Origin of the sequence: Azospirillum sp. BE72 (assembly GCF_031455875.1) — a bacterium.
In the GTDB taxonomy this organism is placed as follows: Bacteria; Pseudomonadota; Alphaproteobacteria; order Azospirillales; family Azospirillaceae; genus Azospirillum.
The window spans coordinates 53690-73067 of record NZ_JAVDTO010000017.1 but is presented as its reverse complement, the minus strand read 5'-3'; the positions used below and the strand labels follow the sequence as shown (position 1 = coordinate 73067).

Annotated in this window: 13 protein-coding genes and 5 pseudogenes; 8 read left to right on the top strand and 10 right to left on the bottom strand. The window is 64.5% G+C overall.

Annotated elements, in window-relative coordinates; genetic code table 11:
* Positions 1-6: 6 nt before the first annotated feature.
* A pseudogene (gene istB / locus J2Y49_RS27380) lies at positions 7-648 on the top strand (IS21-like element ISAzs2 family helper ATPase IstB); the annotation flags it as partial.
* A gap of 3 nt (positions 649-651) precedes the next feature.
* Here the strand turns inward: istB (J2Y49_RS27380) and J2Y49_RS27375 are convergent.
* Together J2Y49_RS27375 and J2Y49_RS27370 are read right to left on the bottom strand one after the other, a co-directional pair.
* The gene (locus tag J2Y49_RS27375) at positions 652-2757 is read right to left on the bottom strand and encodes a recombinase family protein (RefSeq protein ID WP_149226180.1); all 2106 of its coding nucleotides are present in this window, start codon (positions 2755-2757) and stop codon (positions 652-654) included.
* Positions 2751-3041, bottom strand: a complete 291-nt coding sequence (locus J2Y49_RS27370; protein WP_149226182.1) for a hypothetical protein — start codon at positions 3039-3041, stop codon at positions 2751-2753. Before J2Y49_RS27370 ends, J2Y49_RS27375 begins: the two co-directional genes overlap by 7 nt.
* Positions 3042-3250: 209 nt before the next feature.
* Here J2Y49_RS27370 and J2Y49_RS27365 point away from each other — a divergent pair.
* Positions 3251-3382, top strand: a pseudogene (locus J2Y49_RS27365) (ATP-binding protein); the annotation flags it as partial.
* Between the two features lie 151 nt (positions 3383-3533).
* Positions 3534-4544 (top strand): annotated as a pseudogene (locus J2Y49_RS27360) (IS3 family transposase); the annotation flags it as partial.
* A gap of 235 nt (positions 4545-4779) precedes the next feature.
* Here the strand turns inward: J2Y49_RS27360 and J2Y49_RS27355 are convergent.
* Positions 4780-5861: pseudogene (locus tag J2Y49_RS27355) on the bottom strand (IS630 family transposase).
* A gap of 126 nt (positions 5862-5987) precedes the next feature.
* On the opposite strand from J2Y49_RS27355, the gene J2Y49_RS27350 reads away from it, so the two are divergent.
* A protein-coding gene (locus J2Y49_RS27350) for an IS630 family transposase (RefSeq protein WP_310118560.1) occupies positions 5988-7054 on the top strand; the annotation gives its coding sequence in 2 pieces (ribosomal slippage) (positions 5988-6473 and positions 6476-7054; 1065 coding nt in all).
* A gap of 435 nt (positions 7055-7489) precedes the next feature.
* Here the strand turns inward: J2Y49_RS27350 and istB (J2Y49_RS27345) are convergent.
* The 5 genes and pseudogenes from istB (J2Y49_RS27345) to J2Y49_RS27325 all read right to left on the bottom strand — a co-directional run bounded on the left by istB (J2Y49_RS27345) (position 7490) and on the right by J2Y49_RS27325 (position 11690).
* Positions 7490-8231 (bottom strand): annotated as a pseudogene (gene istB, locus J2Y49_RS27345) (IS21-like element helper ATPase IstB).
* An 11-nt stretch (positions 8232-8242) separates the two neighbouring features.
* Positions 8243-9766 (bottom strand): IS21 family transposase, encoded by a 1524-nt coding sequence (gene istA / locus J2Y49_RS27340; RefSeq protein WP_149226192.1) that lies wholly within the window; start codon positions 9764-9766, stop codon positions 8243-8245.
* Between the two features lie 259 nt (positions 9767-10025).
* Positions 10026-10388 (bottom strand): hypothetical protein, encoded by a 363-nt coding sequence (locus J2Y49_RS27335; protein ID WP_149226194.1) that lies wholly within the window; start codon positions 10386-10388, stop codon positions 10026-10028.
* A gap of 185 nt (positions 10389-10573) precedes the next feature.
* Complete coding sequence (locus tag J2Y49_RS27330; RefSeq protein WP_149226196.1) at positions 10574-11158, bottom strand: hypothetical protein; 585 nt, start codon at positions 11156-11158, stop codon at positions 10574-10576.
* A gap of 13 nt (positions 11159-11171) precedes the next feature.
* The gene (locus J2Y49_RS27325) at positions 11172-11690 is read right to left on the bottom strand and encodes a hypothetical protein (RefSeq protein ID WP_149226198.1); all 519 of its coding nucleotides are present in this window, start codon (positions 11688-11690) and stop codon (positions 11172-11174) included.
* Between the two features lie 562 nt (positions 11691-12252).
* Between J2Y49_RS27325 and J2Y49_RS27320 the strand changes: the two genes are divergently transcribed.
* The 3 genes from J2Y49_RS27320 to J2Y49_RS27310 are packed head-to-tail and all read left to right on the top strand — an operon-like array spanning position 12253 to position 14109.
* Entirely contained in the window at positions 12253-12654 is a 402-nt protein-coding gene (locus tag J2Y49_RS27320; RefSeq protein WP_149226200.1) for a hypothetical protein, read from the top strand.
* 20 nt (positions 12655-12674) lie between these two features.
* The gene (locus J2Y49_RS27315) at positions 12675-12947 is read left to right on the top strand and encodes a hypothetical protein (protein WP_149226202.1); all 273 of its coding nucleotides are present in this window, start codon (positions 12675-12677) and stop codon (positions 12945-12947) included.
* Positions 12907-14109 carry a competence protein CoiA family protein gene (locus J2Y49_RS27310; protein WP_149226204.1) on the top strand — a complete coding sequence of 401 codons (1203 nt, stop codon included), beginning with the start codon at positions 12907-12909 and terminating at the stop codon, positions 14107-14109. Before J2Y49_RS27315 ends, J2Y49_RS27310 begins: the two co-directional genes overlap by 41 nt.
* Before the next feature lie 686 nt (positions 14110-14795).
* Here the strand turns inward: J2Y49_RS27310 and J2Y49_RS27305 are convergent.
* Positions 14796-15632, bottom strand: coding sequence for a helix-turn-helix domain-containing protein (locus tag J2Y49_RS27305; RefSeq protein ID WP_149226206.1), 837 nt, complete (start codon positions 15630-15632; stop codon positions 14796-14798).
* 1788 nt (positions 15633-17420) lie between these two features.
* Between J2Y49_RS27305 and J2Y49_RS27300 the strand changes: the two genes are divergently transcribed.
* On the top strand, positions 17421-18701 hold the full coding sequence (locus J2Y49_RS27300) for a replication initiation protein (RefSeq protein WP_188092489.1): 1281 nt from the start codon (positions 17421-17423) through the stop codon (positions 18699-18701).
* A 92-nt stretch (positions 18702-18793) separates the two neighbouring features.
* On the opposite strand, the gene J2Y49_RS27295 is transcribed toward J2Y49_RS27300, so the two are convergent.
* Entirely contained in the window at positions 18794-19345 is a 552-nt protein-coding gene (locus tag J2Y49_RS27295; RefSeq protein ID WP_149226210.1) for a hypothetical protein, read from the bottom strand.
* Positions 19346-19378: the final 33 nt, after the last annotated feature.

The following is a 19378-nucleotide window of genomic DNA, read 5'->3' as shown; positions in this document are numbered from 1 at the left end:
GACACGATGATGAAGCACGTCAACCACGAGCGGTTGCGCCAGTTGCGTCTGTACGGCATGGCCAAGGGGCTGGAGGCGTTGGAGCGTCTGCCCGACCGCGGTCAACTGGCTTTCGACGAGCAGTTGGGCACCTTGATCGAACGCGAGGCGGCGGAGCGGGCCAACACCGCGCTCGCCAGCCGGCTGAAACGCGCCCGGCTGCGCCAGACTGCCTGCCTGGAGGACCTCGACCTGCGCACCCCGCGTGGGCTCGATCGCGGTGTTGTGCGCGAGCTGGCCACCGGGCGTTGGGTGAAGGAGAACCGGCCGGTTCTGATCACCGGCCCGACCGGGATCGGCAAGACCTGGCTGGCCTGTGCACTCGGCAACCAGGCGGCGCGGGAAGGCCACAGCGTACTCTACACCCGGCTGACCCGCCTGCTGGACGATCTGGCCACCGCCCGCCTGGACGGTTCGCTCGCCCGGCTGCTGCGACGGATCGCCCGGCTCGACCTGCTGATCCTGGATGACTGGGCGATGACCGAGCTGACCGCGGCTCAGCGTCTGGACCTGATGGAGGTGATCGACGACCGCCACGACCGGGCCGCAACCATGCTGGCCACCCAAGTTCCCGTGGCCAATTGGCATCGGCTCATCGGCGACCCAACTGTTTCATAATGCCTTCCTCCTGGACGGGGTGGTGCGTCGAACCAGAGTACGGAGTTCCGGAATGCGCTCCTCCTCGAGCATAATCTGCCAGGGCAGGCCCTTGGCGAGCTGATGCCCGGACAGACGGCCACACTTCAGCCACTTCAAGATCGTCTGGGCCGTTACTCCGAGCGCTTTGGCTGCGCCCTGGATTGAGTAGCTGCCATCCGGCCACCGGACCGGATTGGCCTCAGCTCCGTTGATCTTCACCGTCGCGATGCCCCACCGCTTGCGCAGCAGGAAAACGAGCCCATGGTCGAACGTCGTTCCACGGCTCGACAGGAACCCTTCTGCATTCAAGGTCTCGGCGATTTCTCCGTCCATCTTACCCGCGGCGTTCAAAGCGCGCACGCGGCCTTCCAACCCCTCGATCCCGGCATAGCAGTCGTAGGAGTGCACGGTCCGCCGCAGATCATGTTCGCTGACTGCCCCGGTTTGCCACACGAGGCGGATCAATACCCGGCCGGGAACCTGTTTCTGGTCGAGGATGGCTTCCTGGATGATCAAGCGCACGATGCGCTTGCGGTCCGCAGCCGTGGTCGTCTGCGCGTGCCATACGGCCGAGAGGTTCGCCCCGACCGCCAGGATCTCGGTGCGTTCGGCATCGCTCAGGGCCAAGGGTTGCTCCCGGCACCAGTGCTCGTACTCCGTCTCTACCTGCTCGATGGCGCGCAGCCGCTCCTCCCAGGCCCGTTCCAAGGACCGGGCGACCAGCCGGTTTTCCGGTTCGACTGCGTCGTACTGTCGACGAGCACGCTCCGCCTCGTACCGGGACCGTTCACGCCGGAGGGCCCATTGCCGCTCCAATAGACGGGCTTCCTCGTCAAGGGTGCTCAGCGCAGCGATGGCCAGGGCCACCCGGTCGGGCGTGAGCGCTTCCAACACAAGACGTTCGATTTCGGCATCGACCGCCAGGGCGCGGACTTCCTGACACATTGGAGCCCCACTCTGATGTTTGTCGGCGCCGCAGCGATACACCGGATACTCGCCGTGGGGGCCGGAGTATCCCAGACCCATCCGACGCCCACACCGTCCGCACACGGCGATCCCTTGCAGCAGAGCCATGCCCTTACGAGGCACGCCCCGGTGTCCAGCGCTGTAGCGGTTGATGTTGTCCGACAGCCGTTTCTGGTTGGCCATGAACTCCTCCCAACCGATGTAGCCGGGGTGAGCCTCCAACAGGCACACCGGCCATGCGTCCGGCGGCCGCGTCACCGTTCCACTGCGCGGCACTCCGGCCCGACGACGGCCCGGGTCCTGGAAGTGGCGGCCGTAAACGTAGGCGCCGGCGTAAGACGGGTTCTTCAGGATGTTGAGCACCCGGCTGCTGTCTGCTGGCTGCCACACCACCGCGTGCGGTGCGGGGCCCCGCAACGGGCGTACTGGCACCAACAATCCGGCGCGCTGCAGCGCCCGCATAACCGCATGGGCGCTTCCCAGATCACGGAAGAGATGAAACACCAGGTTCAGGCGCGCCTGAACCTCCTCGTCGGGATTGAGGACAATCATGCCGCCGCGGTCCTCGGCCAATCCGGCTGGCAGCGGCTGGCGCAACTCCCCACGTTCCGCCTTCTGGCGTTCACCCTGGTGGAGCCGGATTTTGATCTGGTGCAGTTCCGCCTCGCTCATGATGCCGGACAGGCCCAGCAGCAGCCGGTCGTGGTAGGCGGCCGGGTCGAACAGCCGTTCGCCATCGGCGATCAGCACGCCGAAGAGGCCGCACAGTTCGATGAGCTGGTACCAGTCACGGTTGTTGCGGGCCAAGCGAGAGGCGTCCAGGCTGAGCACGAGGCCGGCATGACCAAGGCCGATCTCGGCGATCAGCTTCTGAAAGCCTTGCCGACCGTCGCTGCTTGCGCCGGAACAGCCGAGATCCTCATCGATGACCTGGACCCGCTCCCGTGGCCAACCGAGATGAAGGGCACGGTCGACCAACCGGTACTGCAGCTCAGTGCTCTCTTGGTGCTGGCGGATCTGCCCGACTGACGACTGCCGCACATAAATGAAGGCCAGCTTGGCACGATGCGCCGTGGTGACCAGATCCTCATGGGGACGCGTCGCGGTCAGCATGATGCACCCTTGGAACGCTGGGAGTATCCGGCCTGTGCATCCGAGCCATCATGCTGGCGTACACCGCGGCGATTGTCCGGCGCGTGTCCGGTGGCAGTGCCGACCACAGCGTCGTGGGTGTCGCCGGTGGCTTCGGCGGCAGATGGGCTTGGGTCCGGGGCGCCGAAGCGATGTGACTCATCGGCGACCTCCTCTCTCGAAACCTTCAACAGCGCCCGCAGGCATTCGGCCAAGGGCAGCAGCGTCCGCACGGTGATGCGTGCATCAACCCGATCGGCCGGCATGCGCTCCACCGCTTCCAAGACCGAGACAAGATCGGTAGCCGCCCGGCGAACGTGTCGGTGTCGCCCGTCGGGGAGAACGACAGTTACCCAGTCCGGACCGCGGGGCGACGGTTCCGCTACGACTTCAAAGCGTTGGCCGTAAAGGGAATGTCGCCGATCCACGATCGTGACCTCAGTCACCAGCCGATCAACAACTGTGGCAACCTGCGATGATTGGGGATGCCACCTACGCCGACGCCATCCTCGACCGCCTCGTGCACCGGGCCTACCGCATCGACCTGCATGGCGACTCCATGCGCCGCACCAAGGCCGATGCCGCCAGCGAAACCCCTGACACCTAAGGCCGGTGCTTGGCAACCAAACCCACAACCTTCATAACGTAAATCCAGGCTTCGGCCCCGGCACCCACCAGCTTGCAATTCGGGTGGGCGGTTTCGCCGAAACGGTGGGCGCTTTCAACCGAAACGCCTGGGCGAATTCGCCGAAATACGCATGATGGATGCCATTGAACAGGCGGCTCCAGGGGTGGATGTTTCTACCGCCTGCCGGGCGCTTGGCGTGCCGCGCGCCAGCTTCTATCGTTATCGCGACCGGCAGCGCCGGGTCGGTCCACCACGCCCTCCCAGTCGTCGGCCCCCTCCACCACGCGCGCTGAGCGGCGGTGAGCGCGATCGCGTGCTTGATCTGCTGCATGGCGACCGCTTCGTCGATGCCGCCCCGGCCCAGGTCTACGCCACCCTGCTCGATGAAGGGCAGTACCTGTGCTCGGTGCGCACCATGTACCGCCTGCTCGCCGCCAACGATGAAGTGCGTGAGCGCCGCCAACAATGCCGGCACCCGACCTACAGCAAGCCCGAACTGCTCGCCACCGGCCCCAACCAGGTGTGGAGCTGGGACATCACCAAGCTGAAGGGCCCGGTCAAGGGCACCTGGTTGTGCCTCTACGTCATCCTCGACATCTACAGCCGCGCCGTGGTGGGCTGGACGGTGGGCTACCGGGAAAGCGCGGCACTGGCCGAGCGGCTGATCCGACAGACGGTGCGCAAGCAGGGCATCCCCCGTGACCGGCTGACGCTGCACGCCGACCGCGGGGCGGCAATGAAGGCCAAGGCTGTGATCGAGCTGCTGGCTGATCTCGGCGTGACACGCAGCCACAGCCGGCCACAGCAATCCAACGACAACCCGTTCTCCGAGGCGCAGTTCAAGACGCTCAAGTACCATCACACCTTCCCGGACCGCTTCGGCTCGATCCAGGATGCCCGGGCGTTCTGCCGCGCCTTCTTCGGCTGGTACAACACCGAACATCGACATTCCGGGCTGGCGCTGATGACCCCGCACCAGGTGCACTATGGCGACACCGCTGCGATCTGCGCCGCGCGTCAGGCGGTGCTCGATGAGGGGCATCGCCGCCATCCCGAGCGTTTCGTCCGCAAGCCGCCTGAAGCGCCGGCACCGCCAGCCGCCGTGTGGATCAACCCGCCGGCCGAGCCAAAGGCGAGCTGATGCTCAGTCCTGTCATCCCGGTGTTCGGCTGGAGATCGGCCATCCCGCCGTCCCGGCCTGCCATCCATCACGCCGGCGTGCGAGGGGGCGGGCAAGGCCCTTCTCGAGGGACCCGCCCTGAGGGGCGGGACGGAAGGGCCTTGCGCGACCTGAGCCCGCCGGCATCCTGCAAGCAGACGGACGCGGCGACCAGCTTGCTGGTGCAGTCAATCACACAAGTGTCCCGAGCTTGAACTCAAATCCCAGCTGTCTCATTCGCGTTGACATGTACCGAGTCGCGCAGTCCGATAGACATGATGGTCCAAGGCTGCTCGACGAGGGCATTCCAGGCAAAGCAGCAGTGGTCGAGAATGTCCTGGTAGGACGCGAAGACGTGGTTGGAGAGCCAGTTGTCGCGCATGAACTGCCAGATGTTCTCCACAGGGTTCAACTCGGGGGACTTCGGTGGCAACGGCAGCAGGGTGATGTTGTTGGGGATCGGCAGCTTGGCCGAAGTGTGCCAACCTGCCTGGTCGAGCAGCACAACGGCATGCGCGCCGGGCGCCACAGCGCGGGCGATCTCCTTCAGATGCAGCGCCATCGCCTCGCTCGTGCAGCGGGGCAGCACCAGAGCCGCCCCCTTGCCCTGGGCCGGGCAGATCGCGCCGAACAGATAGGCCGAGCGCGTGCGTTGATCGTGCGGCGCTGCCGGCCGGGTGCCACGGCGCGCCCAGCGGCGGGTGATCTTGTTCTTTTGACCGATGCGGGCCTCGTCCTGCCACCAGATCTCTATGGGCTTGCCGGCAGCCTCCTGCGCTGCGACCTGCGCCAGCAGGGTGGGGAAGTTTTTTTGAACGCCTCGGCGGCGTCGGGATCCTTGGCATGATGGCGGGGACGGGCCGACAGCTTGCGAAAACCCAGGGCGCGCAGCTCTCGGCTCAGCGTCTGCTTCGAAACCGAGACGCGAAACTCGTCCCAGAGCCACTGCAACAGGTCGATGATCCGCCAGCGCACCACCCCATGCACCGCCGGGATCGGCCCCTCCTCGACGATCTGGCGCAGCGCCACCCGATGATGCTCCGCCAGACGTGGCTGCGGGCCCGGTGCCTTGCCGGTCAACAGGCCCGCCGCTCCCGCGTCGTTGAAGCGCAGCACCCAGTGGCGCACCGTCTGCAAGCTGACCCCACCGATTTCCGCCGCGGTCGATCACGGTTCTCCGTCATAGATCGCTGCCAGGGCGAGGAGCCGGCGGACTTGGCCGGGATCGTGAGAAGAACGAGCAAGCCGCCGCAGGACGGCGGCATCGTAATCGCTGCGCAGCGGGACCGGAGCGGCCATGGCGAACCTCGTCGCTGTGGTCCCTCCGGTGAATCATACCGGTGAGCGGAGCCGCTGACTCACTGAGAGGGATTCCCAAGGCCGGCAATCCGTGATTCGATACCCCATCGCGATGGGGAGGAGCGAATGCCAGCGGCGTTGCCGATCCGGGAAGACCTGAGCGCGAGCGAATTGCGTGCCTTGGCGCGGCGGGAGAACAAAGGGCGGGTGGCGGCCCGGATGTTCGCCATCGCCCATGCGCTCGACGGGGTGAGCCGGGCGGAAGCGGCGCGGTTGGTCGGCATGGACCGCCAAGCCCTGCGCGATGCGGTGGTGCGTTACAACGCCGAAGGCGTCGCCGGGCTCTATGATCGTCCACTGCCCGGCCGGCCGGAATGGCTGAGCGAGGGCGAACAGGCGACGCTCAAGGCCATCATCCTGGCCGGCCCCGATCCGAGACGGCACGGCTGCGTGGAATGGACCCTGCCGATCCTGTGCGAGGTGATCGCCGAACGCTTCGCCAAGACGCTGCATCCGGCCAGTCTGTCGCGCATCGTGCGTCGGCTGAACCTGTCGAAGCAGAAGACGCGGCCCCGCCATCCGCAGTCCAACGCCAAGGCCCAGGCCGCCTTCCAAAAAAGGGGCTGCGCGAAGCGCTGAAGGCCGCGGCCGCTGCGCATCCGGAGCGTCGCCTCCAACTCTGGTTCCAGGACGAAGCGCGCATCGGCCAGAAGGGCCGCACCGCGCACCGCTGGTGGGAGCGCGGGCAGCGTCCGGCCGGGCTGTGCGACAAGCGCTTCACCTCGGCCTATCTCTACGCCGCTGTCTGCCCGGCCAGCGGCGCCGACTTCACGCTGGTCATGCCGACCGTCTCCACCACCGCCATGAGCCTGTTCCTGGATGGCTTCTCCCGCAGCCTGGAACCGGACGTCCAGGCGGTGCTCGTGCTCGACCAGGCCGGCTGGCATGGAGCGCGGGCGCTCGTCGTGCCGGGCAACATCACGCTTGTACCGCTGCCGCCCTATAGCCCCGAACTGAACCCGGTCGAGCGCGTCTGGCTGTACCTGCGCGAGCGCTTTCTGTCCCACCGGCTCCTGGACGACTACGGCGCCGTCGTCCAGGCCTGCTGTGATGCCTGGAACGCCCTCACCGCCACACCGGAGCGACTGCGCTCCCTCACAAGTTACCCGTGGCTCCAATGTGTCAATGCTTAGGCGCGGCGGTATAAGTCGGACTTCGACGGCAGGGATGGGGGGAGATTGGCGCTCACAGTATCCTCGTTGGGGGCCGCTCCTTGGCGCCCCGTTGGGGGATGGAAAGGGTGTCGCGTAAAGCCCGATGTCGGCCCCGTGCGGATACCGATTTATCCGGCCAGGGATTCCGATTTGGATCCGGTCACCTGTTCCGATTTGATCCCGGCCACCTGTACCGATCGGAAGTCGGCCAGGTGGGTGACGTCGCTTCAACAGGTCACGTGCTTCATCCCATGACGGGACATTTCTGGTCAAGGTTGTGCCGTTCGCAGCGGTCGTCCCCACTTTCCACGGGAGGGGCCCAGGGGCGCCGCGGAGTGCCCTCCTCAGCTAACGCAGCGGCGCCCCTGGGAGGGGCCTGTGGGAAGTGGGGGCGAGCGCCGGGCGCCTGCGGGATCAGTCGAAGTCCTTCGGCTGCTGGGTTTTCCTCATCGACTCGCCCGTGAGGTCGATGCGATACGCCGCGTGAACGATGCGATCCAATATGGCGTCGCCCAAGGTGGGGCACCCGATGACCTGATGCCAGCGGTCCGTGGGGATTTGGCTGGTGATCAGAAGCGAGCCGCGCCCATGGCGGTCCTCCACGATCTCCAGCAAGTCACGCCGGTGATCCGCCGTCAGGGTCTCCGGCCCCCAGTCGTCGAGGATCAGCAGGTCGGCGCGTGCCAAGCTGGCCAGCAGCTTGGCGTAGCGCCCATCGCCCCGAGCCAGATCGAGGGCGGCGAAGAGCCGGGGAACGCGGTGGTAGAGAACCGAGAAGTCCTCCCGGCAGGCTTTGTGCCCAAGCGCGCAGGCCAGCCAGCTTTTGCCGATGCCCGTCGGCCCACACAGGATCAGATGGCGGTGGTCGCGGATCCACTGGCAGGAGGTCAGCTTCAGGAACAGCGCCCGATCGAGGCCGCGTCCGGCCCGGTACGACGTCCTCCACGGCCGCCTCCTGGCGCAGCTTGGCGCGCTTGGCCCGCGCCTCGAAGCGCTTCTGACGCCGCTGGGTGAGTTCGTGATCGAGCAGCAAACCCAGCCACTCCGCATGTGACAGGGCCGTGGCGGCCGGGTCGGCCTCCAGCGCCTTGAAGCCCTTGACGCAGCCGTGCAGGCCAAGGGCATGGAGGGTGTCCAGGGTGGGATGGTTCAGCATGCCTGATGTCCTCAATGGAAGTAGCCGCCGCCGCGGATGTTGGCGTGCAGCAGGGGCGGAGCATCGGCGGCTTGGCGCCGAGGCTTGCGGTCGAGGTTGTTGTCCAGGATCGAGCCAAGGCTCGTGGCGGACAGCGCGCCGATCTCGACGGCCCGAGCACAGGCCGCCTCGGCGCGGACGGGATCGACACCGCGCAGGCGCTTGAGGATGCCCAGGCAGGAGCGGAAGCCCTGTTCGGGGTGGCGGCGGCTGGCCAGCACAGCCAGGATCAGCGCCTCGGTGTTGGGGCCGATGGCGGCGGCATCCCGCCGGAACCGCGCCTCGCTCCACCCGGCGTAGAACCGGTGGTTGCTCGGCATGTGATCGGGGTGGGTGGCGTGGCGGGCGCCGCCAAAACGCCGGACGTGGACGGCTACCCGCTGGCCAGCATGGAACACCTCCACCGTGTTGGCGGTGACGCGGGCTTCGATCTCCTGGCGGATCAGGGCGTGAGGCACCGAGTAGAGAAAGCCGCAGACCTCGACATGGTAGTCGAGATTGACGCGCGCCCGCTTCCACTCGGCATATTCGTACGGCGTCTCGGGCAGCGCCGTCATCGCCGGAAGCTCGATTTGAAGGAAGAGGTCACGCCGGGTGACGCCGAGCTTGCGCATGACGCGGGTGTTGATCTGCTCCACGGCCTCGGTGACGGCCTTCTGACACTCCGCCAACGAGAAGAAGGGGACGTTACGCAGGCGCCCGAGGATGTAGGACTGGGCCAGGCGAACGCCGCCCTCGACCTTGGCCTTGTCGCGCGGCTTGCGCGGGCGTGCCGGGAGAATGCCGACACGATAATGCTCGGCCATCCGGGCGTAGGTCGGGTTCGCCTCGGGATCGTAGAAGGAGGCGCGCTGGATCCCGGCCTTCAGGTTATCGGGCACCACGAGCCGGGGCACCTTGCCGAAGAAGGTGAACATGCGGACATGCGCGCCGATCCAGTCCGGCAGGCTCTGGCTCCAGGTCGGCTCGGCGTAGGTGTAGTTGGAGGCGCCCAGCACCGCGACGAACAACTCCGCCGTCCGCACCTCGCCCGAGATCGGGTCGATGATGGGAATGGTCTTGCCAGAGTAATCCACGAAGACCCGGTCGCCCGCGACATGATGCTGGCGCATGGTCGGCGCCAGTTTGCGTTCGAACTCGCGGTACAGGTCACAGAACCGGCTGTAGCCGTAGCCGTCGGGGTGGGCTTGGCGATACTCCTCCCAGAGCATGAGGAGATGGCCCCCCGGCCGCTTGAGTTCGCGGGCGACACTCGGCCAATCGGGTTCAACGCGCCGCCGGATCCCGGTCTGGGTGTCGGGGCGCCCGAACAGACGCTCCTCCAGCACGGCGTCGGTGAGATCCTCAGGCAAGGGCCAGTCCAGTCCGGCGCCGGTGATCCGGGCCATGTAGTCCTGGATGGTGCTGCGCGCGACACCGAGTTGAAGGGCGATCGCCCGGTCGCTCAGCTTCCTGGAGTCGTGCTTGAGCCTCAGCAGTTCTCGGATTTGCCTCATCGTCAGCCTCTTCTTTCGCATCGTGCCTTCGTTCCTGCTTGGGACGGAAAGAGCGATGCATCGGTTGATGCTGACCTGTTGGGCAAGCTGTCATCCCAGCCCCTACCCCTCCACAACCAGAGGAGTGGCCGGATCCCAATTGGAACCGGTGGCCGGAAGCCGATCGGAACGGGTGGCCGACTTGATGTCGGAATCAGTGGCCGGGATCAAATCGGAATGGATGGCCGGATGATGTCGGAATTCGCAGCCCCGTGAGACGTCACCGTCCGGGCTTTCCGCCGTCGTCCTGAATGGCGTTCGGATCAATACGCAGGACCCGGCAGGCCAATCGGCGTAGAGCGCTCTTCGGCGACCGATGCGCAGGCTCGTTGAACATCCCGCAGGAGTAGGACCCGTTCGCGTTCTCGCGAATCACGCCAACGCACGCGCGGCCATAGATGATGTGCCAGGAGCGATCTTCCTCTTCGACCATGCGGAAGGCCTGCGCACGCATGATCTGTTGGGACAGTTCGTGCCCTCGCGGCATCCGGCTCCGACGCGTGTGGTTGGCCTGGATCTCGATGTCCTTGTCGGCCGCCCGAAAGCGATCCCGATAGGACGGGTGGTGATGCTCGCCACGCATGGCGTCGTCCTTCTGGCGCAGGGGAGGGGAGGGGAGGGGAGGGGAAGGGACGGCAAGACATGCTCACCGTCCAGACTGCCCAACCGGGAAAAGCTACTCGATGGCCCGCACGCAGGTGTCCACGCACGGCAGATCATGTTCACGCGCGGCGTTGATGAGGCAGCCGAGATCAATGATCTCGGCCATTATGCTGCCTCCCGCTCGAAGCCATCCGTTGCATCGGAGAACAGTGCCCAGGTGGATGTGATGTCGCCACCATCGGGTCCGGTCACGTAGACCGAAACCCCATCATCGGCACGCTTAACGGTCACGGTCAGACGGTCAGCCTGAACTTGGACAGCAGCATCGGGCTCGTTCAGCACGCAATGCCGCCGGGCTTCGTCGTCCACCGGCCCGCGCTTGCCCAGCGTGGCACCGATCATGTCGCGAAATCCGTCCAATAGCTCCCACACCGCCGCAGTGTCCGTGTACTGGACCGCACCGCAGAGATCCGAAAAGGCAGCGATTCGGCCTTCCATTAACAACAGCAGATCCCGCATAGCCGGTGCTTGGGCGAACGTCGTAGCCAAAGCTCTGGGGGACAGGCCGAGGGCCTTCATCACGGTGGCATGGCCGCCCTGCGGCACATAGGCGAAGAGGTTGCCGGGATGGCCTCCCTCCTTGAACATGGCCTCCGACACGTCGCCGACGGCAAGACATGTGGCTTCCGAAGTCGGGTCACCCGCGATAAGGCCGATCGTGGTCATGTGATGAGCGTGCAGCGTCTTCATCGTTCTCTCCCGCTCAAGCAGCCAGCAAGATCGCCTGGGCGCCGACATCGGACGCGGCGGGCGACGGGGCATCGGTAAGCGGCGGCAGACCTTCCTCGACCAACCGAAGTTCCGCCAGCAGCGCCTCGAAGCGCCCTTCGGCAATTGCCTGCTCAATGTCCCGGTAGGCGGCGGTCACCTTGCCGCGCTGGTTCGCCTTGTGGGCGATGATCTTGGCCCCGTCGAATAGGATCGCTTGCCCATCCGCCTCATACTTGGCGTCGGACGTGCGCTTGTAGGCAACGCCGTGCGAGCGCAGGAACGCCTCCAGCGTTTGGAACTCGCCGTTCGCCGCTTCATCGTCACAAAGGCGGAGCGTCTCGCCCAAACGGATCGCCTCGTCAATCAGAGTGAGGACTTCCTCCTGCAGAAGCGGTCCCTCTCCATATTCGAGCCCGACACCCTGCTCGGCGATAATACCAGCAAGAGACGCGCGAAGAGAAAGAGGGAGCGGGCCACCGATCGTAATGGCCGCTGGCATGTAATCAGACATGATGCACCTCTTGAGTGAACCCACCGGGTGGGGAGGCCGATGGGACAGCGCTGCAATCAGCGCCGAACGAGGCAACAATATATGCGCTCTGTACGAGTTTCAAGAATATTTGAACGAGTGGAAGCGGAATTTCCCGTGAGTTCCATGAAGGATGCTATGATGATTTTGTGCGCACATAAATTTTACTTGGCGTCTCAGTGAGACAATGGAGATGGTTCTGTCTTGATGCACGGTCTGCGCGCGGTCACGAAACAAGCCTCCTGCAATGATCAAGACCAAGCTCTTGAACATTGTCGTTCCAGGCTCGCACGCGAAAGACGACCGAAAGCGTTGTCTTTCGCAAGCGCGCGTTACCAACGCCTCTTGGTACGTTGAACAATTCGCTCTGATCGCGTCCGCTGGCGTCGGGAATCGACACCGGTTGGCAAGAGCGTGTTCCAGCCGAGGCGATCGTGATCCCTGCCGACATCCAGACCATGAAGACGAACACAAGCGACGGCCGTGGCTGCTCCCCGTATCGCACGCATCGGGGGCCCTCTCGACTGGAAGGAACGGCAGACCGATGAGGCGCACCCTTCTAAGCCCCAGCGAGCGCTTGGCCCTCACCCACCTGCGGATCGGCCACCGGGTGGAGGTGGCGTGCGCCCGCATCGCCGGTTTCGTTGGCCGCCGGCACGAAGGCGCTGCGCCGACGCACGTCGTCGCTAGGATAAGCGAGATAATCGGCGGGGACATCGCCACGTCGCGGATCCCGGAGAGCCATCCGGGAACCTGTGCGATGTTCTACAGCCGCCAACCTGAAGCCCTTTGCGCCGTGTTCCCGACCTATAGCGAAGCGCTAGTTGCTGCTCGGATGGCGATTGACCCAGCGATCGGTGGCTATGGCGATGTGGTCCTAGACGCGGGGATCACAGCGACGGCGAACGCCACATTCTTCGTATCAGCCGCGCACTGGCTGGACTGACATACTGAGGAGGATATGACGTGACCAATCCCATCCTGCCGCCCCCCTTTCACATCAAGGCACCCGTTGTTCGGATCAAGAGCGGTCCCGATTGGGTCGATGTACGCCTTGACGATGATGGTCGCCTCTTTCTGGTTGCATACAACCTTGGTCCGGACGCCGCCCCCGACGAGGCCCGGATGTTCGCGGATGAAATGCGTCACGGACCCAAGGGAATAATGGCCGGGCTGGACGACGCCGGACCATGGGTGGATGAGCACGGCCACCCTATTCCTGGACAAGCCTGCGATTAGGCTGAAGCAACGAAGCATCGGCGGGCGTGGCTCGTCGACTTCCGCCAGTGGCAGAACGCCGGCACCGGAGTCTTCCCTTTGCCCCGCCCCTGCTTCCGGCATAGACTCCCTAGCTATGCCCCTCCTGGCCTTCTCCACCGACGGCGCTCGCTTCCCTGCCTGGTCCATGACCGAGGCGGAGTGGGATGCGCTGAAAGTCACGTATCGGGACCTGGGCCTGACGGCGAGCTGCTGCTCCACCCCTGTCGTACCAGTGGTCAGCTCGCGCGGCTGGAGGTTTTTTCGTCACGCTCCCGGTACCAACTGCGAACACCGAGAGTCACCTGAGCATATAGTCGCGAAGACGCTGGCCGCACGCGCAGCTGAAGGGCTCGGCTTGACCGTGACGACGGAAGCACGCGGACCTGATGGCCGCTGGCGGGCTGATGTCCTGGTACGACACCCGACACGAGGGTGGGGGGGCGCTATCGAGATCCAGATGTCTCGCTGTGCCTTGGACGAGATCCAGCGCCGGCAAGCAGCCTACGCGGCCGACGGCGTGCGTGGCGCGTGGTTGATCGGCTTCAGCCTGCCCGACTACGAGCCCCATCGTGATCTGCCGCTATTCCAACTGGTTCCGCTGCGCGACGGCGTCCTGGCGCCATGGATTGATCCGGGCGATGGCCGGCAGACCCCCATCAGCGACTTCGTGACGTTGTTGCTGAGCCGTCGGGTGCATCTGCACGAGCCCGCCGCGCACACCCTATCGCTGTCAGCGGTTGCCTCCCCATCAAACTGCTGGAAGTGCTTTCAGAACCAGATGCTGCTGGTGAGCTTTGTGAACGCGCCATTTGGTATGTTTGCCCCCAAGGGATGGCTCCTGGCAAAGGACTTGGCAAAGGTGCCGGAAATCTATGCTGCCTATCGGCGGGCCGTGCCGATGCTGCTGCGGACCGTTCCAGACCTGTCAGTGCTACGGCCGCCAAGGCACGCGGAGGCAAAGCCCGAGCTCCAGGGCTACTGTCCGGCGTGCGACGCGCCGCAATCCCTCCACCGATTGAGCCAGGCTCTGCTGGACCCCGCGCGTCAGCGTTGCTGGTCGTTGTCGGACGGCCGGGAATGGTCCCTGCAGGAGCGGGTTCGGCCGCGGTGGGAATGGCAGAGCGAACCGGAGCCGAAATAGCTGCGGACAGACGCTGGAAGCTGCCCGTGGTGTCCGGCTGCGTACTACCAGCCTCTGTTTCCGTGTCGCAGTCGGACGATGGGGCTGGTGTCGAAGCTGGGGTCGCGACACTGCCCGGCCACTTGCCTTCGGCCACCAGCCGGGCCTTCATCTCGTCAAATCGAGCGATCTCTGCGGCGCGCTCGGCCCGCCGGCGCTCATCCAGAGCGGCGCGCTCTGCAGTCGTCAAACGCCTTGGTGCGGCAATCAGCGACGGCATCTCCAGACAGCGACGCAGCCGGTCGCGCTGCTGACGGGCCTGTACGACCAGCCGTTCGCACATCGCACGGATCTCGCCAGGGTAGGGCGCGCGTCGATTATCAGGGGTGCGACGCCATATGCGGCACGCTTCCTCCACGGCCCACAGGGGATACTCCTCAATGTCCTCGCCCCACTGCCCGGCGATATCTTCCTCCATCTCCAGAGCCCGGTCAGGCTGCCGATAGTAGGAAAGCAGCACGGCAACGGCGCGCATGGCGCGGGCATTGGTCTCCCAATCCTGAGGACGCAGGTATTCGTCGAACGCCGCCATAGCTTCTTCAGCGGCTGCGCGCTCGGCCGCCGGAACCGGGCTGGCTCGCCAAGCCTTCTCAGCGGTCCCGAGAAATTCGATCCGGTGCTGGGCTGCGTCCTTCGGATTTGCCGGTTCAGCTGACGTGAGTGAAACCTGCTCGGCGCGCAAGAGCCGCTCTAGCCCAGGCGTCAAAGCGGGCTTGGCCGGCAGCCGCTGGAATGGCACCACCTCGCCTCGCCGCTGGCCGGCCGGTGTCGTGGACGGACGCGGGGCGGAAGGGAGCTTGATTGGCGGAACGGTCATGGCGCTTGATTTCCTTCCTGATCCAGCAGCGGAAGATGGACGAGGGGTCGGGCAGGGGCTGGCCACGGTAGTGGCCGACGAACTTCCGGGCGACGATTGCCACGTCGTCCGAGGTCAGATCGGGACGGGTTGTGGAGGCAAACGACAGGTCGTCTTGCGATGGCGCCCAGCCGTCGTCGATTGGAGACGGAGGCGTTGCACCGGCCGGGTTCCCAGTGCCGTCGCGGTCAACCCCGGTACCTCCCTCCGGCGCGCTCGCGCGCCCAAGAGAGAGAGATTCTTGATGGAGATGTTCGGGGTGTTCTGTGTCGCCGTCGGCAACAGTGGTTGGCACCTCGTCGACAGCATGGTGCAGGCTGCCCAAAAAGCCGTTCAGCAGGACCTCGTGCCCCGCGAGCTGGTAGGTGCAGACCCGGACCTTCGGATTGGGATGCTGGCCCTTTGCAACCAACCCCAAGCTAACGAGTTTCGCCAGCACGCTGTTCGCCGTCGATCGGTTGATCTTGAGCTTGGTTGCGATCGTCGTCTGCGACGGCCAGGACAGTCCGGTGCGGTCCGCATGGATGGACAGGACCGTCAGGACACCAAGCTCAAGAACCCCAACATCAGGATGGTCGAGGTAACGTGCGGGCACAAGCCCCACCCTCTGCTTGGAAGCGTGTTCCATGCAGTTGCTCCAATTTTATAAAAGTGCGGCAATAGACCATCGTTCCCAAAGTCTCTAAACTTGGGTGGATGGCATCGCCGAGCTTCGAGTTCTGTCTGATACGAAAGGCCCCGCATGGGAGCCCGGCATTACACTGTGACGTTCATGGCGACTTCTTCCTTTCGGACTAAACGGCAATGCTACGATTCACACAGATCGACGTGAGACGGATCCGCCATTATGGCCTCCAATCCGTCACCGTGACGTTGAAGGGGGCATAACGGCTGAGTGCGGCTCGCCATGATGCTCCACGGTCCGTCACCGTGACGCCGCGTGGAGCGTGATGGCGGGAATCTGGCCCCACCAGTATGCTCCACACCGCGTCACCCCCAGCGACTCACACGGAATCGCGGCTGCTGTCCGAGTGGGAGCGAGTAATCCCGCCATTATACCCCATGCTACGTCACCCAGGGCCAGGAGCCACCCGCTCGCTTCCGGAGCCCCGATTGTGGGCGGGGAGCGGGCGCTAGCCTCAGATCCGCATCGTGGTGACGCATAAGAGGCTATGATGGCGGCGCGCCGGACAATCCTGCCTCACGCGACGCCGGGGTGACGAAGTGGGGGCCATAATGGCGGCACGTTCGGCCGCCGTGCGGCAGATCGCGATGTGAATGACTGATTGGAGGCCATAGCGGCGCAGCGGACCAATCCTGGACTTCTCGGCTCCTTCTGGGGCCGTTGCCGCCTTCGGGCGGAGCAGTAGCCAGACACTGCGCGCCGGTTCGGCAAGCCCAACTCTTCCTAAAACCTCCATCACGGTGGCTGGAGAACCCAGCCCGCAACATATTAGGCACCGTTTTGCAAGCGCCGCGACACCCGAGAAAGACGTCGATTTTCGGTGTTTTTACCCCGTATCGCTTAGCGTGTGTCGTGTGTATCGTCTCGGCCACGAAATTCAGCTTTAGAAAGCCGAGCGACGTTCCAATGGAACGTGGTCTACACTGAGGAGGTTTGCTGGGGTCAGGCAGATCGAAGCGCCAACCTGAGGGATGGCAGTAAGGACCGGTGATCAGTCACTAAGCCATCATGGCCTCCAACACGTCACCATGACGTCGTCGGGTCTATAATGGCGTGGCGCCATTGCTGGATATACCTTCATAGCCTTCAACACGTCACTGTGACAAAGCGGAGGCTATGTTGGCGCGACTCACGTCCGCCATCATGACCCCCATTACGTCACTGTGACGTGCTGGGGGCTATCGTGGCGCGTCTGTCTGCGTTCAGCATGGCCAGCATAGCCTCTATCTCGTCACCGCTGGACTGGTGATCGTGGCTGCGCGCCATTATGGCCTCCATTGCGTCACCGTGACATGCTTGGGGCTGTGTTGGCGTCGGCCATTCCACCGGGAAAGCCTCCAACGCGTCACCGTGACGCAACGGAGGCCATGATGGCGTTCCGGAGCATGTTTCACTGGAGCCGCAAGGCCCTTGCCGCCCTCGCACCGTGTGGGCGGCCATTATAGCATCCGCTGTGTCACGGTGACGTGTTGGAGGCTATGAAGGCAGCGCTTGTGCCGCCATTATGCCCCCCGCTGCGTCACCTCGACTTTGTTAGCCCCTGTAAGCCCGTTGCCATCATAGCCTCCGTCGCGTCACTATGGTCCAACCGGCACAATCGAGACATGAAGGCCTATGGAGAGGGGAACCAAGCGTGTGACGCCGGCCGCGGATGCCGAGGACACTTCGGCTGAGCTACGCGTCCAGCAGGCGGCACCAGCGGTCAACGGCCCGAGGCGGAGTCCTCTCGCTGTGTCCAACTGGATGCACGGCGATCCCAGCTTCCTGAAGGTCCGCGAGCTGATCGAGGTCCTGGACCCGGATTTGTCGGTTGTGGATCGAAAGCTCCTCGATGCCATGTTGGCCCACGCTTCCGATACGGTGTTGAGCGACGCTGCGACGGGAGAAGCGGCTCCTGGTACCCGCGTCTATTCGGCGTTGGCTACCGACGTTAAGCGGGCGATGGGATGGGAAAGCCACAAGAGCAACAGCCGAATTCTGGCCGCAGCGAAGAACTTGCAAAGCTCGGTCATCACCATCGGGTATTTCGCTCCGGGAGATAACACCCTTCGGCACAGGAACATCAGCTTGATCACGCTCTCGGAGGTTCCGGAGAGCCATGGTGTCATCTACTGGCGCTTCAGCCCTGAGGTCGAAAAGCTCCTGTCGATGAAGGGGGAGCGGTTCCTTGTTCAGCTCAAGGTGCTTGCGAAACTGACGTCGGGTTACAGCCACCGTCTCTATCAGCTTCTGTGCGCCAACACTGACCGCGAGACCCTGTCTTGGACCGTTCCTGCTGGAGATCTAAGGCAGGTATTGAATGCTGCCGCCGAGAGCTACGACAAATGGGCCGCCTTCGAACGTCGGGTGTTGAAGGTTGCCGTGGATGAAATCAACCAACACGCTGCGTTCAACATCCGGTACGAGTTGGTTTTGCAGGAGCGAACCAAGAAGCGCACGCACATCCGCTTCATTTTCGAAGGCCCGGCTTCCGCATTGCCGCCAGCTGAAACCGGTCCGCTCTTGGAGGAGCCTACAGGCCAGCTTGTGTTTGATCTGCCAGGGGCCACTGAAACGAGCATGCCTCCCCCTTCGGCATTTGCTGGGAAGCTAGGGATTCGGGTGCGGAGCCGATATCGGGAGGAGTTCCCTGGAGCACCGATTGATGACCTGATCGACCTGTGGGCCACCTGGTGCGTCAGGCATCGAATAAAGGCGGAACGACCGCCAAGGGTGTTCGAACGATGGCTGAACAGCCTGTTCGGAGATCTCGTATTGGAGGCCCGGGAGGGCGACGCCTCTGTGTGGTCAACAGCGTTCAGTCGGGACCTGGACCAACCGGTGTATCGTGTCATGTTCGCGCTGGGCGGGATGGTTGCTAGGCAACGCCAGCTTTGGCTGGCCCTTGCCAGAAGCAAGTATGCGGACAAGTACCCACGCACGGCGATGCCGGCGGTGTCGCTGGACTGTGTGGACTTCCACCTCTGGGTTCCACTCATCAAGAACGAGTTTATGAAAGCGAATCCGGTTTGAGCTGACACCGTTTCGCAGGCTGAACTCCCCTAACCTGATCGGGCACCAGGGAGGCCGGCCAGCTGGCTCTCCCCAGTAGGCGGCGCGCCTATTTAGCCTTTGCCCTTCGTCGAGGCCGAACGCTCCGCCGCCGGCAGGAAGTCGTTGCGCAGCGCCGCGCATCCATTGTGGCGCTTCTCTTCCAGAGTGTTCATGGGCGGCCCGGCTGTGTTGTGGATCACGGTCCACTCATCCGCGGTCAGGCGTTGACCGGAGCAGAACTTCGCCCATGCGGAGCGATGCGTGTCGATCGACCGGCTGGCCGGCGGCACCATGCCTGAGCGGCCCGCTGAGAGCTTAATCGGCTTGGACGAAGGCGCCGGCAGTTGTTCACGCTGGATTGCGGTCTTGGCGCCACTCGCCTCGGTGTTGACCGCGTTCAACCGAGCCAGGACACTCTTGATGTCCAGGTCGGACCCAGCGGCGCCTGTGCCACTGCTCAAGTTGGCCCCGAGCGGAGCCACCGTGTAGGCCGCGTCCATCGCAATGACGTGCTCGTAACCCTCACCCCTGACCGCCGCGCCCCCCCGGCGTGCGCCGACCCATCCGACGCGAGCCTCGTAACGGGGGGGCGTGGTTTCGGCCACCTGATGCGCGGTCGCCATCACCAACGGGGCCTGGGCGGTCGTTTCCGCACA

Excerpts from the sequence above, each read along its gene's own strand:
- J2Y49_RS27375 (WP_149226180.1), bottom strand. The coding sequence starts at position 2,757 with ATGCTGACCGCGACGCGTCCCCATGAGGATCTGGTCACCACGGCGCAT.
- J2Y49_RS27370 (WP_149226182.1), bottom strand. The coding sequence starts at position 3,041 with ATGCCGGCCGATCGGGTTGATGCACGCATCACCGTGCGGACGCTGCTG.
- istA (WP_149226192.1), bottom strand. The coding sequence starts at position 9,766 with ATGAGGCAAATCCGAGAACTGCTGAGGCTCAAGCACGACTCCAGGAAG.
- J2Y49_RS27335 (WP_149226194.1), bottom strand. The coding sequence starts at position 10,388 with ATGCGTGGCGAGCATCACCACCCGTCCTATCGGGATCGCTTTCGGGCG.
- J2Y49_RS27330 (WP_149226196.1), bottom strand. The coding sequence starts at position 11,158 with ATGAAGACGCTGCACGCTCATCACATGACCACGATCGGCCTTATCGCG.
- J2Y49_RS27325 (WP_149226198.1), bottom strand. The coding sequence starts at position 11,690 with ATGTCTGATTACATGCCAGCGGCCATTACGATCGGTGGCCCGCTCCCT.
- J2Y49_RS27320 (WP_149226200.1), top strand. The coding sequence starts at position 12,253 with ATGAGGCGCACCCTTCTAAGCCCCAGCGAGCGCTTGGCCCTCACCCAC.
- J2Y49_RS27310 (WP_149226204.1), top strand. The coding sequence starts at position 12,907 with ATGAGCACGGCCACCCTATTCCTGGACAAGCCTGCGATTAGGCTGAAG.
- J2Y49_RS27305 (WP_149226206.1), bottom strand. The coding sequence starts at position 15,632 with ATGGAACACGCTTCCAAGCAGAGGGTGGGGCTTGTGCCCGCACGTTAC.
- J2Y49_RS27295 (WP_149226210.1), bottom strand. The coding sequence starts at position 19,345 with ATGGCGACCGCGCATCAGGTGGCCGAAACCACGCCCCCCCGTTACGAG.